Source organism: Pseudomonas sp. YuFO20 (assembly GCF_035064975.1).
In the GTDB taxonomy this organism is placed as follows: Bacteria; Pseudomonadota; Gammaproteobacteria; order Pseudomonadales; family Pseudomonadaceae; genus Aquipseudomonas; species Aquipseudomonas putida_AE.
This window is the reverse complement of record NZ_JAXDEO010000001.1, coordinates 83,176-98,521: the sequence shown is the minus strand read 5'-3', so window position 1 is coordinate 98,521 and position 15,346 is coordinate 83,176. Positions and strand designations below refer to the sequence as shown.

Below are 15,346 nucleotides of genomic sequence, written 5' to 3'. Positions count from 1 at the left end.
CCAGGCACTGCGCTTAGACTTGAGACGGGTTTGTTTTCCTGGGGCAAGTCCACCAAATTCGGGAGAGAGTTTTCATGAAGCTAGTCACTGCCATCATCAAGCCGTTCAAGTTGGACGACGTGCGCGAGTCGTTGTCCGAGATCGGCGTGCAGGGCATTACCGTTACTGAAGTCAAAGGCTTCGGTCGGCAGAAGGGTCACACCGAGCTGTATCGCGGCGCGGAATACGTGGTCGATTTCCTGCCAAAGGTGAAGATTGATGTCGCCATTGACGACAAGGATCTCGACCGGGTTATCGAGGCGATAACCAAGGCGGCCAACACCGGCAAGATCGGTGACGGCAAGATCTTCGTGGTCAATCTGGAACAGGCGATTCGCATCCGTACCGGCGAAACCGATACCGACGCAATCTAAGCCGCCACAAACCCAACGCCCCAGGAGAAAACAAAATGACTCTGCGTAAATTCGCAGGGCTAGGAGCCCTGTTGTCCATCGTAATGCCCAGCCTTGCTTTGGCGGCAGACGAAGTGGCGGCCCCAGTCCTCAACTCCGGCGATACCGCCTGGATGTTGACCTCGACAGCCCTCGTGCTGTTCATGACCATTCCCGGCCTCGCGCTGTTCTACGGTGGCATGGTTCGCTCCAAAAACATTCTTTCCGTGATGATGCAGTGCTTCGCCATTACCGGCCTGATCAGCGTCCTGTGGGTCATCTATGGCTACAGCATCGCGTTCGACACCACCGGTATGGAACAGGGCGTCGTCAACTTCAACTCGTTCTTCGGTGGCATGGGCAAGGCCTTCCTCGCCGGTGTCACGCCATCCAGCCTGACTGGCCCGGCTGCGTTGTTCCCTGAAGCGGTGTTCATCACCTTCCAGATGACGTTCGCGATCATCACCCCGGCGCTGATCGTCGGTGCCTTCGCCGAGCGCATGAAGTTCTCCGCGATGCTGATCTTCATGGGCATCTGGTTCACCCTGGTGTATGCACCGATCGCGCACATGGTCTGGTCCGGCAACGGCGGCCTGATGTGGGACTGGGGCGTACTGGACTTCGCCGGCGGCACCGTGGTGCACATCAACGCCGGTGTGGCCGGTCTGATTGCCTGCCTGGTGCTGGGCAAGCGTAAAGGCTTCCCGACCACCCCGATGGCCCCGCACAACCTTGGTTACACGCTGATGGGCGCGGCCATGCTGTGGGTTGGCTGGTTCGGTTTCAACGCCGGTTCCGCTGCGGCGGCCAACGGCACGGCCGGCATGGCGATGCTGGTCACCCAGATCGCGACCGCCGCTGCGGCACTGGGCTGGATGTTCGCCGAGTGGGTCACCCACGGCAAACCAAGCGCACTGGGCATCGCCTCGGGTGTGGTTGCCGGCCTGGTAGCCATTACCCCGGCCGCTGGCACCGTAGGCCCGATGGGCGCTCTGGTGATCGGTCTGGCTGCAGGCGTGGTGTGCTTCTTCTGCGCGACTACGCTCAAACGCAAACTCGGCTATGACGACTCCCTGGATGCCTTCGGCGTACACGGTATCGGCGGTATTCTCGGCGCGATCCTCACCGGTGTCTTCGCTGCACCATCCCTGGGTGGCTTTGGCACCGTGACCGACATCGCCGCGCAAGTGTGGATTCAGTGCAAAGGCGTGGGCTTCACCGTGATCTACACCGCAATCGTCACCTTCATCATCCTCAAGGTCCTGGACGCCGTCATGGGCCTGCGGATCACCGAAGAAGAAGAGGCGGTCGGTATCGATCTGGCGCTTCACAACGAACGCGGCTACAACTTGTAAGCACGCGCATGAAAAAACTTGCCCGGCTCGCCGGGCATTTTTTTGTCCGGGATTTGTCATTGAAGGGTGAGCTGAAAGGTTTTTTCCTACAGGTTTTACGATGTTTGCGCCGGGTGTATTTGTACGGTCGAAGGCTTACAGAAATGAAGGAATATTAGGGCCTTTGTTTTTTCCCAGAGCGCGCTAGAATGCGCCCCGAACGTGCGGAGAACTGTATGTGGCAACAGACTCTGATTACCCTGCGGGCGAGGCCTCGGGGCTTTCATCTGGTAACGGACGAGTTACTCGCCGGCTTGCCTGAACTCAAGGCGTGTCGGGTCGGTCTGTTGCACTTGTGGCTGCAGCATACCTCGGCGTCGTTGACCATCAACGAAAACGCCGATCCGGCGGTACGTCGCGACTTCGAACGATTTTTCAATCGTCTGATCCCACAAGGAACAGACGGCTATGAGCATAACGACGAAGGCCTGGACGACCTCCCGGCGCACTTCAAGGCCAGCGTGCTTGGCTGTCAGCTCAGTTTGCCGATTTCGGCGGGCCGACTGGCGTTAGGCACCTGGCAAGGCGTTTATCTGGGCGAGCACCGTGATCATGGCGGTGCTCGTAAAGTCCTCGCCACCGTGCATGGTGAAGGGGCATAACCGCTGGTCAGCAGCGGCTGTTGATTTTTTTCCGGCAGCCTTCGACAGAGGGCAAAGCTGGGCTATAACTAATCTGCTTTTCGCAAGTCATGAGGTAGAACATGAGCGACGATGATCTGGAAAACGACGACCTCGAAGTAGGCGACGACGACGAAACCGAAGAAGGTCTGGAAGCAGCGGCGGAAGACGTCGCTGAAGACGACGGCGGTGATGCCCCCGTTCCGACCGCCAAAGGCAAAGCCAAGGCAGCGGTATCGGTCGATGAGCTGCCGAGTGTCGAGGCCAAGAACAAGGAACGTGACGCCCTGGCCAAGGCCATGGAAGAGTTCCTGGCTCGTGGCGGCAAGGTGCAGGAAGTGGAGGCCAATGTGGTCGCCGATCCGCCCAAGAAGCCTGACAACAAGTACGGTAGCCGGCCTATCTGAGGCTGCTACGCGCTTGCTGAAAAAGCCCGCCGTCGCTGCGGGCTTTTTCATGGGTGGCTCAAAATCGTGCACAGATCCTGTAGGAGCCGGCTTGCCGGCGAAGGGGCCCTTGAATCTTGTGTAAACCTTGAGGCCGCCTTCGCTGGCAAGCCAGCTCCTACAGGTTCGGCGTCAGGCCATTCCACTGCGCCAACAATCCCGGCAATTCGGTCAGGCTGCGAATCTCGGCATCCGGCAGGCGCTCTGCTTCCCAGATTTTGCCCGCCGGGTTGAACCAGATCGCCCGCAGCCCTGCCTGCTGGGCGCCGGCAATGTCATCGCCTGGATGATCGCCGATATGCACCGCCGTCTCAGCGGTTGCACCTCCGCGCTGCAATGCCTCATGGAACAGTCGCGCATCGGGTTTGGCGATGCCGATGTCTTCGGCGCACAACGCAAACTTGAAGTAGTCCGCCAGCCCCAACCGCCGCACATCGGCGTTGCCGTTGGTGACCACGCCGAGGGTGTAATGATTGGCCAGTGCCTGGAGGGTCGGTTGCACCTCCGGGAAGATCTCCAGCTGATGCCGGGCATGCAAAAACACTTCGAAACTCTGGTCGGCCAGGTCCGACGCTTCGACGTGGGCATAACCGGCTTCTTCCAGCGCTTGAAACAACACGCGACGACGCAAGGCACTGATGCGGTGTTTGAGCGCCGGTTCAATGCTCAGGATGCGCTCGCGAATGGCCCACAAATGCTCCACCGGCACCGCGCCCAGGTTGGGTGCATGTTCAGTCAGCCATTCACGCAATACGGCTTCGGCGCTGACGATCACCGGGGCGGTGTCCCACAGGGTGTCATCGAGGTCGAAGGTGATCAGTTGGAGGGTCATTAATCGTCGCCTTTCATGCGTTTGGCCCGTGGGTGGGCGCTGTCGTAGACGGTGGCCAGGTGTTGGAAATCCAGATGGGTGTAGATCTGCGTGGTCTTGATGTCCGAGTGGCCGAGCAGTTCCTGCACCGCCCGCAGGTCCTGGGAGGACTCCAGCAGGTGGCTGGCGAAAGAATGTCGCAACATGTGCGGGTGCAGGTTTTGTCCCAGTTCGCGTTCGCCCGCAGCCTTGACCCGCAGCTGGATCGCCCGCGGTCCCAGGCGCCGGCCTTGCTGGCTGACAAACACCGCATCGTCCGCCGGATTGGCCATGGCCCGCAGTGGCAGCCACTCTTCCAGCGCCTCGCGGGCTTTTTTGCCGACTGGCAGCAGGCGGGTCTTGCTGCCCTTGCCATGCACCTGGACCATGCCGTCCGCCAGGTCCAGCTGATCGAGATTGAGCCCGGTCAGCTCCGACAGGCGCAACCCGGAGGAGTAGAACAGTTCGAGAATCGCCTGGTCCCGACGCGCCAGAAAGTCGTCTTCCACGCCACCTTCCAGCAGTTGCAGGGCACGGTCGGTGTCGAGGGTCTTCGGCAGGCGGCGCTCGCCTTTGGGCGGTGCCAGGCCATTGGCCGGATCGTGGTCGCAGAGGCCTTCGCGGTTCAGGTAGTGATAGAGCCCACGTACCGCCGACAGCAGTCGCGCCAGGCTGCGGGACGACTGACCTTGTGAATGCAGGCGCGCGACCAGGCTGCGCAGGCGCTGGATGTCCAGCGCGGCCCAGCTGTCGATGTTCTGTTTGGCGCACCAGCCGAGCACTTTGTCGAGGTCGCGCCGGTAGGCCGAGAGTGTATGCGGCGACACCTGCCGCTCACTGCGCAGGTGTTCGCAGTAAGCGTCCAGTTGCCGTTCCATATCAGCGTACCGAGCGCAGGGAGCTGTTGAACCGTGGCAGTACGCGGCCCATGACTTCGGCAATGTAGCTCAGGAACAGCGTGCCCACCGAGCTCTTGTAGTGCTGCGGGTCGCGGCTGGCGATGGCCAGGATGCCGTGAATGCCTTGATGGCTGATGGCGACGACGGCGGTGGAGCCGATCTGCTTGCGCTGTTCTTCGCCGAACAGGAAGTCCAGCTCGTGCTCGCGCAGGCTGCCGCTGACGCTTTTGTCCTCCAGCAACAAGCCGCCGATGGCCACCTGGGCGTCGGCGTGGGTCACCCAGCGACCCACCGGCATGGCGTTGTCGCCGAGCAGGATGAGGCTGACGAAGGGGACTTGGAAGTCCTGGCGCAGGCTGTCTTCGACGCAGATCACCACGTCTTCCAGGCTGGTGGCATCGAGCAGGGCGAGGATCAGTCGGCGGGTCTTGTCGAACAGGCGGTCATTGTCGCGCGCCACGTCCATCAAGTGCGACAGGCGATGGCGCAGTTCGATGTTGCGGTCGCGCAGGATGGTCATCTGCCGCTCCACCAGCGACACCGTATCGCCGCGCTGGTGGGGAATGCGCAAGGACGCAAGCAGGTCTTCGTGCTCGACGAAGAAGTCCGGATGAGCCTCCAGGTACGCGGCAATCGCCGCCGCCTCCAGGTTTTCGGACGCTGATTCGTCGGGCTGTAGGGCGGGCACCTGGGGCTTATCGGTCATGGTTGTGGCTCACTCAAAGACGCACTTGTCCTTCATAAACGCGCACTGCCGGGCCGGTCATCATGACCGGTTGGCCAGGGCCTGCCCATTCAATGGACAGGCGCCCGCCAGGCAGGTCGATCAGCAGTGGCGAATCCATCCACCCCTGGCTGATCGCGGCGACGGCGGCGGCACAGGCGCCGGTCCCGCAGGCCTGGGTTTCCCCGGCCCCGCGTTCCCAGACGCGCAACTGCGCGCGGCTCCGGTCGATGACCTGGAGAAAACCGACATTGACCCGTGCCGGGAAGCGCGGGTGATGTTCGATCTTCGGCCCCAGTTCATGCACCGGTGCGTTGTTGATATCGCTGACCCGCACCACGGCATGGGGGTTGCCCATGGACACGGCGGCCAGCTCGACCGGCGTGCCATCGACGTCGACCTGATAGTTCAGGGCCTGCTCTGGCGCCTGGAACGGAATGTCGGTCGGCACCAGGCGTGGAGCGCCCATGTTGACACTGATCTGGCCGTCGCTGCGAACATCGAGCTCGATGATACCGCTCTTGGTTTCGACACGGATCTGCCGTTTCGCGGTCAAGCGCTTGTCGAGCACAAAGCGGGCGAAACAGCGTGCACCGTTGCCGCACTGTTCCACTTCGGAGCCGTCGGAGTTGAAGATCCGATAGCGGAAGTCCACGTCCGGGTTGCTCGGGGCTTCGACGATCAGCAACTGGTCGAAACCGATGCCGGTGTGTCGATCGCCCCATTGCTTGGCATGCTTGGGCAGAATATGCGCGTGCTGGCTGACCAGGTCGAGGACCATGAAGTCATTGCCCAGGCCGTGCATCTTGGTAAAACGCAGCAGCATGGTTTTACTCCGGCAGCAGGCTTTCGCCAGCGAACAACTCGGCTACCGTCTCACGGCGACGCACTTCAAATGCCTGCTCACCGTCCACCAACACTTCGGCGGCGCGGCCGCGGGTGTTGTAGTTGGAGCTCATGACAAACCCATAGGCTCCGGCCGAATGCACGGCCAGCAGATCACCCTCTTCCAGGGCCAGCTCACGATCCTTGGCCAGGAAGTCGCCGGTCTCGCAGATCGGGCCGACGATGTCGTAGGCGCGCGCTGCGCTGTTGCGCGGGCGCACGGCGGTGACGTCCATCCAGGCCTGGTACAGCGCCGGGCGGATCAGGTCGTTCATGGCCGCGTCGACGATGGCGAAATCCTTGTGCTCGGTGTGCTTGAGGTACTCGACCTGGGTCAGCAGCACGCCGGCATTGGCGACGATGAAGCGGCCCGGCTCGAACACCAGGGCCAGGTCGCGACCGTCGAGACGCTCGCGCACGGCCTTGATGTAGTCGCCAGCCAATGGCGGTTCTTCATCGCGATAACGTACGCCCAGGCCACCACCGAGGTCGATGTGGCGCAGGTAAATGCCGCAATCGCCGAGGCGGTCGACCAGGCCCAGCAGGCGATCGAGGGCATCGATGAACGGCGGCAGGGTGGTCAGTTGCGAGCCGATATGGCAATCGACGCCGACCACTTCCAGGTTCGGCAGCTGCGCGGCACGCACATACACGTCTTCGGCGTCGGCGATGGCGATGCCGAACTTGTTCTCTTTGAGACCGGTGGAGATGTACGGGTGAGTACCGGCATCGACGTCCGGGTTCACGCGCAGCGAGATCGGCGCACGAACACCCAGCTCGGCGGCCACCACTTGCAGGCGTTCAAGCTCGTCGGTGGATTCGACGTTGAAGCAGTGCACGCCGACTTCCAGGGCACGACGCATGTCGTCGCGGGTCTTGCCGACGCCGGAGAACACGATCTTGTCGGCGCTGCCACCGGCGGCCAGTACGCGTTCCAGTTCGCCACGGGAGACGATGTCGAAACCGGCGCCAAGGCGCGCCAGGACATTCAGTACACCCAGGTTGGAGTTGGCCTTGACCGCGAAGCAGACCAGGTGAGGCATGCCGGCCAGGGCATCGGCATACGCCAGGTATTGGGCTTCGATGTGCGCGCGCGAGTAAACGTAGGTCGGTGTACCAAAGCGATCGGCGATAGCAGACAGGGCAACACCTTCCGCGAACAGTTCACCGTCACGGTAGTTAAAAGCGTCCATGATGTTCCCTTATTATTGGTAGACGTCGTGCTTGTGCGATTTGGACGGCTGCTTTTGCGAGGACTGAGCCTGCTCTGCCGGGTCCTGGTCCTCATCGGGCAGGTACAGCGGGCCTTTTTGACCGCAGGCCGACACCAGGCAGGCAACCGCGAGGAGCGCAGCAAGGGAAGAGATCAGGCGCTTCATGGCGAAATCCTTGAAAATGCATTAATTGCGCCAGAGTATACCGGCCACCCGGCAGCTTGCCTATGCGACGGGGCTCCCGTCCGGCGGGCCTTGCCGCATACACATCGAACCCTGTGGGAGCGGGCTTGCTCGCGAAAGCGGTGGTTCAGGCAACGAAGATGTTGAATGTGCCGGCCTCTTCGCGAGCAAGCCCGCTCCCACAGGTACAGCGTTTGATGTACCTATATGGGCCCATGATCGTTATCCTTTGCAATCAGCGGGGCTCGTCCGTATCTTGCGGCGCTTGAGCCTGATCAGACACTTTTTGAGGTTGCCGTAATGAGTTTGTCCGAAGCCCGTTTCCACGATCTGGTCGATGCCACCCAGCAGACGCTGGAGGATATTTTTGACGAGAGTGACCTGGATATCGATCTGGAGAGCTCGGCCGGTGTGCTGACCGTCAAGTTTGAAAACGGCAGCCAGCTGATCTTCAGTCGCCAGGAACCGCTGCGTCAGCTGTGGCTGGCAGCCGTGTCCGGGGGCTTCCACTTCGACTACGACGAAGAAAGCGAACGCTGGATGTGCGACAAGAGCGAAGAGCAGCTGGGTGAAATGCTCGAGCGCATCGTCGAGCAGCAGGCCGGCATCGAACTCGATTTCGAAGGCCTGTAACGCCGTGACCCAGCCAGTCCCCGTGCGGCCACCCAAGCCGCTGTACAGCAACGTCAGCCCGGCCGTCCCTTCGCCGTGCAGCGGCGTGTGTCGGCTGGATGAGCAGAAGGTCTGTCTCGGGTGTTTTCGCCATGTCGAAGACATCCGCGAATGGCGCTCGGCGGATGACGAACGTCGGCGGGTCATCTGCACCCAAGCCTCCCAGCGCAAGACCGGCGCCGGTCCCCGGTAGGGGCACATCGCCGTACGCCGGTGGCGGCTTGTATATTTTTTGAGCTGTGATAGTGTCCGGGTACGCCTCAACCCATCGAGGCTTGTGAAAACCCCGCCTTTTTCTGGCGGGGTTTTGCTTTTTTCGTGCAGAAGAAAGGAGTCTGCCCTGATCATGACCGCACCTTCCATCACCCTTACCCGTCTGGACGTACAACGTCTGGAGCGCCTGATCGACAGCCTGGACGAAACGCTGCCGGGCGTTATCGCGCTGCAAACCGAACTGGATCGCGCCGATACACTGGTCGGCCACGATGAAGTGCCCGCCGATGTCGTGACCATGAATTCCCGTGTGCACTGCCGCGAAGAAGGCAGTGGCAAGGACTATCACCTGACGCTGGTGTACCCCAAGGATGCCAACGCCGACGAGGGCAAGATTTCCATTCTGGCACCGGTCGGCAGTGCGCTGCTGGGGCTCAAGGTCGGCCAACACATCGACTGGCCGGCGCCGGGTGGCAAGACCTTGAAACTGACCCTGCTTGAAGTCGAATCGCAGCCAGCCAACGGCGGCGCCTTCCCCGAGTGACCTCCTCTCAGACCTGCCCGAGCGCCTCGTTCAATGCGCGCTCCAGGTCGGCCTTGTAGCGCAGATACAGATGGCTTGACCCCTGACCATCACCGAGCAGGCCTGACAGGTCCAGATCGGTGATGTAGCAGCGGTAGCGTTCGGTCTCGCGGCGTTGTTCAAAGATTTCCCGAGCGACCACGCTGAACAGCTGGTCGCCATGTTCCAGCTCGGAAAACTCCCGCTGATTGCAATACAACGTGACCTGCACCTTGCCCGGTGCGGCTTTGCCGACGATCGCCTGTACGTCATAGAAGGGTTTGTCGGCCGGGGTTTGCGGTGCCGATCGGGCTTCGATCCGCCGCGCCTTACCTGCACCTGAAGGCAGCAGTTGGTAATACAGGGTGTCCAGGTTCGCAGGCTGTGCCCCGTCCATCGGCAGCGCGGCGTCGCGCCGGTACTGGATCGATTGCAGGAAACGCTGCAGGGGCACCAGCAGGCTTTGTTCGTCATGCCACGGCAGGCGCTGTTGCCACAAGGCGTTGAATTCATCGAGCACGTACAGGTCGGCCTGCGCTTCGTTGACCCGGTAGAACACCTGGATGCAGTCCGGCCGCCCCATGGGCAGGAGTAGCGCCAGGTCGTGGTCGTCCAATGCCATCGGGTCCAGGTGCAGCGGGCTGTAACTCGCCCGTTCTTCACCGAGGTAATCGAGCAGTGCCGGCAGGGTGTCCAGCGCGATGTGCTTGACCTGGCCGGGTATCAGCTCCAGCACGTGGTAATGCTGCTGGACCTGGATCAGGTAGCGGTGATTGAGTTTGCTCAGCAGCAGGTTCTGCGCGATGTCGAGGATGTCTTCGATGCGCTGGGCGATGAATTGCGCGCGGTTGTGGCAGAAACAACGGACTCTCAACCTGGGCTGCTGCGGCCCGCCTGGCAGGCTGTTGAGATAGTCGCGCAGGCAATCGAGCAGGGCATGGGGGCCGTCATAACGGCTGACCAGCACTTCGTTCCAGCTGTTGAGCGTGACCTGGTCCAGGGTCAGCACCAGGTTTTCCCTGACACCTGCGTAGCTCAAGGAGTCGGTGCGCTCGGTGGTCATCAGGATGTTCAGTTCGCGGTGGTGCTTGAGCGGATCGATGCCGACGTTGACCAGGATCAGCACCTCGCTGGGCACGCTGGCGCGCAGCAGTGGTTCTTCAGCGACAGTCGGCAGCGGCAGGGGAATGCTCTGTTGCAGGCTGCCCAGCAGGTTGAACAGCTCGAATTCGCTCAGGTCGCTGCTGCCCGGGTGCAAGGCCAGGCGGGTGCTGCTGTCGATCACGCCGTTGCGGTGGCACCAGGCGAGCAGCTCGAGCAGATGGCGACTGCGTTTGATCGGAGCGAAATGCTCCCACTCCAAGACGGTCAGGCTGCCGTTGTATAAGCCCCACTGGTTTTGTTTCGGTTCTTTTTTGTTTGGCGCGTACACCAGCGTCAGGGTGTCTTCGGCCAGATCCGGGGCAATGCCCGGGTTGATGAACTCGACCTTGTCCGCCTTGCGCTCGAAAGCCGCGTACAGGCGTCGGCCCAGCACGCTGAGATCGCGCTTGTTGATCAGACTGATGGTGTGTTCCTGGCGGGCGAACCGGGTCAGGAAGCGATAGCTGAAATTCAGTTCGTTGACCAGCGCCCGGCGCTCCGAGCTGACCTGCCGGACTTTCCACTGGCTGCGGCTGTCGAGCAGGGCCAACTGGCGATGGTCCCATTGCCATTCGTGGGCCAGGCGCTCCAGCAGCGAGCGTTGCCAGCCCTGGGTGCGCCCGCCGTTGCCGGTGAGCTTGCGATTGACCTTCAGATACAGCGCCCGGCGCACCAGCTCCAGGCGTTCCGGTTCATTGCGGGCGATGAGGTATTCGGCGATGCGCCGATAGACCACGACATAGGGGTCCAGCTCATCGAGGTCGAGCCGGTTGGCGAACACCGCCTGCTTGAAGCGCAGGCTCAGGCATTGGACCCTGGGGTGTTCGCTGGCGTACACCTCGGTCAGCAGGAGTTTGAGCACCGATTTGTACGGCGACTCGATGCCCTTGAACAACTGCCAGAGCCCGGCCCCAATGAATTCCCCGGGCGGAATGTAGGCCAGATGGCCCAGGTCCAGGGTTTCGTCTGCGCGGATGAAGCGCTTGGACGTCAGCGCATGGGTGTACCGGTCATAGTTGGCTTCCTCGTACACCGGCACCAGCCACCAAATGGGCGTGCGCCCGGCCAGCCAGATCGCGGTGCGATAAAACTCGTCCAGCAGCAGGTAATGCTGGGTGGTACCGCAGTCTTCGGAGCTCAGCTGGCTGTCGCGCTCACCGCGTACGAAACGGACGGGGTCGATCAGGAAGAAGTGCGCCTCGGCGCCCTGGCTGGCAGCCCAGGTTTCCAGCAGTTGGCATTTCCTGCGCAACTCGGTGAGTTCGTTTTCGCTCAGATCCGGACTGTGGCAGACCCACACGTCCATATCGCTCTGCTCAGCCTGGGCCAGGGTACCGAGGCTGCCCATCAGGAACAGGCCATGAATCGGTCGGGGTGGATTGCTGCCGTGGCGCGGCTTATAGGAAAAGGAACGGGTCAGGCGCTGGGCTTCGGCGAGGACGCTGGCATCCGGCTCGAAATTCGACAGCCCGGCGGGCGTGCTGCCCGAGACGTAACCCGGTAGTAGCGGATGATTGACGTGGAAGAACAGCGGAAGGAGGTTCAACACCCCTTGCTGGCGCGTCGACAACCCTTCCATGGCACGCGCCATGCGCCCCTCGTTGAGCTTGAGGAAGCGTGCGCGCAGCTGACTGAGAACCTTGCGGTCGATTCCCTCGTCCAGATCGGGGCGGATTTCATGGGTGCGGGTCATGTCAGCTCAAACCGGCTCGCAGGGCTCGGACGTGGAGGCTCTCGGGATGAGGGGCAGTTTAGCGCCTCGGCCCCGGGACTTTTAAGCTGATTTTGTATTTCTGGCGTCAGATTTCTATCGCAGGGCGACGCCAGGCAGCTGAATGCGCCCGCGGAAATCCCGTGGCAGGGGTTTCCGTGGGCATGCGATGGATTTCAGGCTGTTTCCTGAACGCTCAGAATAGTCAGTACGGTTTGCACATTTTGCGCGGCGTCACGGCCCAGGCTGGTCAGATAACCGCCATCGGGCTGGTCGATCAGTTCTTTCTCAAACAGGCGTTTGGCGGCGGCAACGTGTTTCGGGGCAGCGGTCTGATGAATTTTCAAACCTTCCTGGGAACTGTCCAGGTTGAAGAGTGCGAGGACTTCCAGTTCGGCAACCAACTCAGGGGTAAGCGACATAAGGACTCCAGACTTTCTAGGAATTTGGCGACAGCGCCCCTAAGGTGATCCCACTCGTGCGGTATGTCCAGTCACGGCGACGCGTTATTTCTTTTCCGGCGGCAACTCTGGCAGCGCCCGCAGCGCGGCTTCGTACCATTCGGTATTGAACGCGCGGTCTTCTTCGAGGATTGCGTCGATTTCCACCGCCAGCACGTGGGCCATCAGGTTGAGGATTTCGTCACGCTCGTAACCCACCAGGGTCAGCTTGTTGAACGTTGCCTTGGCCGCTGGCGGGTTATCGCTTTCGATCTGGTTCTCGATGGCTTCGATCAGCGTGGTTTCGGCAAATTCTTCTTCGTCGTTATCGATATCGATTGGCTCGCTCATGGCAGGCTCCTCAGGGAAAGGTCGCCAGTTTACCCGCATTCAGCAGCGTGATGCTGCTGGCAAGAAAGCCTCGGGCGTTCTATAAACAGGCACTGCCCACCCCGCACGGCCTGGAGGCTCTGTGATGCTCAAGCTTTATGGTTTTTCCGTCAGCAACTACTACAACATGGTCAAGCTGGCGCTGCTGGAGAAAGGACTGCCATTCGAAGAAGTGCCGTTTTACGCGGGCACCAGCCCGGAAGCGCTGGCCATCAGCCCGCGCGGAAAAGTCCCGGTGCTGCGCACGGAGCAAGGTTTCATCAATGAAACCAGCGTGATTCTCGAGTACATCGAACAGAGCCAGAAAGGCACGCCCCTGCTGCCGAGCGATCCGTTCGAGCGGGCGCAGGTGCTGGCGCTGGCCAAGGAGATCGAGTTGTATATCGAGCTGCCGGGAAGGGCCTGCTACCCCGAGGCTTTTTTCGGCGCGAGCGTGCCGGATGCAATCAGGGAAAAAACCAAGACTGAACTATTGCAGGGTATTGCGGCGCTAGGCCGGCACGGGAAATTCAGTCCCTACGTGGCCGGTGAAACACTGAGCGTGGCGGATCTGTATTTCCTGTACAGCGTGCCGTTGGCTTGTGGGGTTGCCAAGAAGCTGTTTGGCATTGATCTGCTGGCTGAGCTGCCGGCTGCCAAGGCGCTGCTGGAACGCTTGGGAGACAATCCGAACGTGCAGCGGATTGCGGCGGACAAGGAAGCGGCGATGCCAGCGTTCATGGCGATGGTCGCGTCCAAAAAGTAAATTTGTAGGGCTCTTGAGGCCGCCTTCGCGAGCAAGCCCGCTCCCACATTCGATCGTATTCTTTCTGGAAGAACTGGGTCAAATGTGGGAGCGGGCTTGCTCGCGAAGCTTTTGGCGGTTAGCGGCTGGCGATCAAAGCCTGGCCACGAACCACAGCTGCCTTGACCTGCGCCGGCGCAGTGCCGCCGATGTGGTTGCGGGCATTGACCGAACCTTCCAGGGTCAGCACGGCAAACACGTCCTGATCGATCTGGTCGCTGAACTTGCGCAGTTCTTCCAGGCTCATTTCCGCCAGGTCCTTGCCGCTTTCCACGCCGTATTTCACGGCATGGCCGACGATTTCATGGCAGTCGCGGAAGGGCAGGCCGCGACGTACCAGGTAGTCGGCCAGGTCGGTGGCGGTGGAGAAGCCGCGCAGGGCAGCTTCGCGCATCATCGCGTGCTTGGGCTTGATCGCCGGGATCATGTCGGCGAAGGCGCGCAGCGAATCGCGCAGGGTATCGGCGGCGTCGAACAGCGGTTCCTTGTCTTCCTGGTTGTCCTTGTTGTAGGCCAGGGGCTGGCCTTTCATCAAGGTCAGCAGGCCCATCAGCGCGCCGAACACACGGCCGCTCTTGCCACGCACCAGCTCCGGCACGTCCGGGTTTTTCTTTTGCGGCATGATCGAGCTGCCGGTGCAGAAACGGTCCGGCAGATCGATGAACTGGAACTGCGCGCTGGTCCACAGCACCAGCTCTTCGGAGAAGCGCGACAAGTGCATCATCGCGATGCTGGCGGCCGAGCAGAACTCGATGGCGAAGTCGCGATCGGACACGTTGTCCAGCGAGTTGCCACCCACCGCATCGAAGCCCAGCAACTGGGCGGTGTATTCGCGGTCGATCGGGTAGGTGGTGCCGGCCAGCGCGGCGCTGCCCAGTGGCATGCGGTTGGTGCGCTTGCGGCAGTCGACCAGGCGCTCGTAGTCGCGGCTGAGCATTTCGAACCAGGCCAGCATGTGGTGCCCGAAGGTCACCGGCTGCGCAGTTTGCAGGTGGGTGAAGCCGGGCATGATGGCGCCCGCTTCGCGCTCAGCCTGCTCCAGCAAGCCTTTTTGCAGGCGGGTGATTTCGCCGAGGATCAGGTCGATTTCGTCACGCAGCCACAGGCGAATGTCGGTGGCGACCTGGTCGTTGCGGCTACGGCCAGTGTGCAGCTTTTTACCGGTCACGCCGATGCGGTCGGTCAGGCGCGCCTCGATGTTCATGTGCACGTCTTCGAGGTCGACGCGCCAATCGAACTGGCCAGCCTCGATTTCACCCTGGATGGTCTTCAGGCCATCGATGATGCTGTCGCGCTCGGCATCGGTCAGCACGCCGACCTTGGCCAGCATGGTAGCGTGGGCGATCGAGCCCATGATGTCGTGGCGATACAGGCGCTGGTCGAAGGTGACGGAGGCGGTGAAGCGGGCGACGAAGGCGTCGACGGGTTCACTGAAGCGGCCGCCCCAGGACTGATTGGTCTTGTCAGTGCTCATGAATTCGCTCGTATCGGCTGAAGAAAAATGGCGTTGAAAGCTGCCGCGGATAATAACAGGGTTGCCAATCCTGTCGTTGACACTGGTCGATTGGTTTTCATCGTTCGGCATGCCAGAGCCTGTGTGGGAACAATTTGCACAACGATATTTTTCAATTGAGCAATATCGTTCCGGCAACCGTCTACAGTTGGACAGGAGGATGAGCGCACTTCTCGGTGCGCAAGAGGACTATAAGAAGAGGGGTGTTCATATTGCGTATCAGCAAACCCTGTGGCGATGTGTCGCCAAAGCGGGCCTGGGCCGCTAATCGC

General features: G+C 61.3%; 18 protein-coding genes. 8 read left to right on the top strand and 10 right to left on the bottom strand.

Annotation, left to right across the window (positions count from 1 at the left end):
• Nucleotides 1-74 precede the first annotated feature (74 nt).
• From glnK to sutA, 4 genes are all read left to right on the top strand, one after another.
• The gene (glnK, locus tag SOP85_RS00500) at nucleotides 75-413 is read left to right on the top strand and encodes a P-II family nitrogen regulator (protein WP_002555808.1); all 339 of its coding nucleotides are present in this window, start codon (nucleotides 75-77) and stop codon (nucleotides 411-413) included.
• A 35-nt stretch (nucleotides 414-448) separates the two neighbouring features.
• Nucleotides 449-1,786: an ammonium transporter gene (locus SOP85_RS00495; RefSeq protein WP_046818496.1), complete on the top strand. Its 1,338-nt coding sequence runs from the start codon at nucleotides 449-451 to the stop codon at nucleotides 1,784-1,786.
• A 215-nt stretch (nucleotides 1,787-2,001) separates the two neighbouring features.
• Entirely contained in the window at nucleotides 2,002-2,427 is a 426-nt protein-coding gene (locus SOP85_RS00490) for a secondary thiamine-phosphate synthase enzyme YjbQ (protein WP_007989493.1), read from the top strand.
• 101 nt (nucleotides 2,428-2,528) lie between these two features.
• On the top strand, nucleotides 2,529-2,852 hold the full coding sequence (gene sutA / locus SOP85_RS00485; RefSeq protein WP_007980816.1) for a transcriptional regulator SutA: 324 nt from the start codon (nucleotides 2,529-2,531) through the stop codon (nucleotides 2,850-2,852).
• A 157-nt stretch (nucleotides 2,853-3,009) separates the two neighbouring features.
• Here the strand turns inward: sutA and SOP85_RS00480 are convergent, their stop codons facing one another.
• From SOP85_RS00480 to lptM, 6 genes are read right to left on the bottom strand one after another with little or no spacing between them, the layout of a single operon-like run.
• Nucleotides 3,010-3,723: an HAD family hydrolase gene (locus SOP85_RS00480; protein WP_323625714.1), complete on the bottom strand. Its 714-nt coding sequence runs from the start codon at nucleotides 3,721-3,723 to the stop codon at nucleotides 3,010-3,012.
• Complete coding sequence (xerC, locus tag SOP85_RS00475; protein WP_274073698.1) at nucleotides 3,723-4,619, bottom strand: tyrosine recombinase XerC; 897 nt, start codon at nucleotides 4,617-4,619, stop codon at nucleotides 3,723-3,725. The genes SOP85_RS00480 and xerC overlap by 1 nt, the downstream gene beginning before the upstream one ends.
• Nucleotide 4,620: 1 nt before the next feature.
• Complete coding sequence (locus SOP85_RS00470; RefSeq protein ID WP_323625712.1) at nucleotides 4,621-5,346, bottom strand: DUF484 family protein; 726 nt, start codon at nucleotides 5,344-5,346, stop codon at nucleotides 4,621-4,623.
• 13 nt (nucleotides 5,347-5,359) lie between these two features.
• Nucleotides 5,360-6,190 carry a diaminopimelate epimerase gene (gene dapF, locus SOP85_RS00465; RefSeq protein WP_274073696.1) on the bottom strand — a complete coding sequence of 277 codons (831 nt, stop codon included), beginning with the start codon at nucleotides 6,188-6,190 and terminating at the stop codon, nucleotides 5,360-5,362.
• A 4-nt stretch (nucleotides 6,191-6,194) separates the two neighbouring features.
• Nucleotides 6,195-7,442 carry a diaminopimelate decarboxylase gene (lysA, locus tag SOP85_RS00460; protein WP_323625711.1) on the bottom strand — a complete coding sequence of 416 codons (1,248 nt, stop codon included), beginning with the start codon at nucleotides 7,440-7,442 and terminating at the stop codon, nucleotides 6,195-6,197.
• 12 nt (nucleotides 7,443-7,454) lie between these two features.
• Nucleotides 7,455-7,628, bottom strand: a complete 174-nt coding sequence (gene lptM / locus SOP85_RS00455) for an LPS translocon maturation chaperone LptM (protein WP_137807209.1) — start codon at nucleotides 7,626-7,628, stop codon at nucleotides 7,455-7,457.
• Between the two features lie 318 nt (nucleotides 7,629-7,946).
• Here lptM and cyaY point away from each other — a divergent pair, with 318 nt between their 5' ends.
• The 3 genes from cyaY (at nucleotide 7,947) to rnk (ending at nucleotide 9,075) form a co-directional block, all read left to right on the top strand.
• Nucleotides 7,947-8,279, top strand: coding sequence for an iron donor protein CyaY (cyaY, locus tag SOP85_RS00450; protein WP_274073694.1), 333 nt, complete (start codon nucleotides 7,947-7,949; stop codon nucleotides 8,277-8,279).
• A 4-nt stretch (nucleotides 8,280-8,283) separates the two neighbouring features.
• Nucleotides 8,284-8,511 carry a DUF1289 domain-containing protein gene (locus tag SOP85_RS00445; protein WP_323607184.1) on the top strand — a complete coding sequence of 76 codons (228 nt, stop codon included), beginning with the start codon at nucleotides 8,284-8,286 and terminating at the stop codon, nucleotides 8,509-8,511.
• 153 nt (nucleotides 8,512-8,664) lie between these two features.
• Nucleotides 8,665-9,075, top strand: coding sequence for a nucleoside diphosphate kinase regulator (gene rnk / locus SOP85_RS00440; protein WP_274073692.1), 411 nt, complete (start codon nucleotides 8,665-8,667; stop codon nucleotides 9,073-9,075).
• A 7-nt stretch (nucleotides 9,076-9,082) separates the two neighbouring features.
• On the opposite strand, the gene SOP85_RS00435 is transcribed toward rnk, so the two are convergent.
• The 3 genes from SOP85_RS00435 to SOP85_RS00425 form a co-directional block, all read right to left on the bottom strand.
• The gene (locus SOP85_RS00435) at nucleotides 9,083-11,929 is read right to left on the bottom strand and encodes a class I adenylate cyclase (RefSeq protein ID WP_323625710.1); all 2,847 of its coding nucleotides are present in this window, start codon (nucleotides 11,927-11,929) and stop codon (nucleotides 9,083-9,085) included.
• Nucleotides 11,930-12,123: 194 nt separating this feature from the next.
• Nucleotides 12,124-12,369: a TIGR02647 family protein gene (locus SOP85_RS00430; protein ID WP_274073690.1), complete on the bottom strand. Its 246-nt coding sequence runs from the start codon at nucleotides 12,367-12,369 to the stop codon at nucleotides 12,124-12,126.
• An 84-nt stretch (nucleotides 12,370-12,453) separates the two neighbouring features.
• Complete coding sequence (locus tag SOP85_RS00425; RefSeq protein WP_274073689.1) at nucleotides 12,454-12,738, bottom strand: hypothetical protein; 285 nt, start codon at nucleotides 12,736-12,738, stop codon at nucleotides 12,454-12,456.
• Nucleotides 12,739-12,862: 124 nt separating this feature from the next.
• Here SOP85_RS00425 and SOP85_RS00420 point away from each other — a divergent pair, with 124 nt between their 5' ends.
• Nucleotides 12,863-13,522, top strand: a complete 660-nt coding sequence (locus SOP85_RS00420; RefSeq protein WP_323625709.1) for a glutathione S-transferase family protein — start codon at nucleotides 12,863-12,865, stop codon at nucleotides 13,520-13,522.
• A 118-nt stretch (nucleotides 13,523-13,640) separates the two neighbouring features.
• On the opposite strand, the gene argH is transcribed toward SOP85_RS00420, so the two are convergent.
• Entirely contained in the window at nucleotides 13,641-15,035 is a 1,395-nt protein-coding gene (gene argH, locus SOP85_RS00415) for an argininosuccinate lyase (RefSeq protein ID WP_274073687.1), read from the bottom strand.
• Nucleotides 15,036-15,346: the final 311 nt, after the last annotated feature.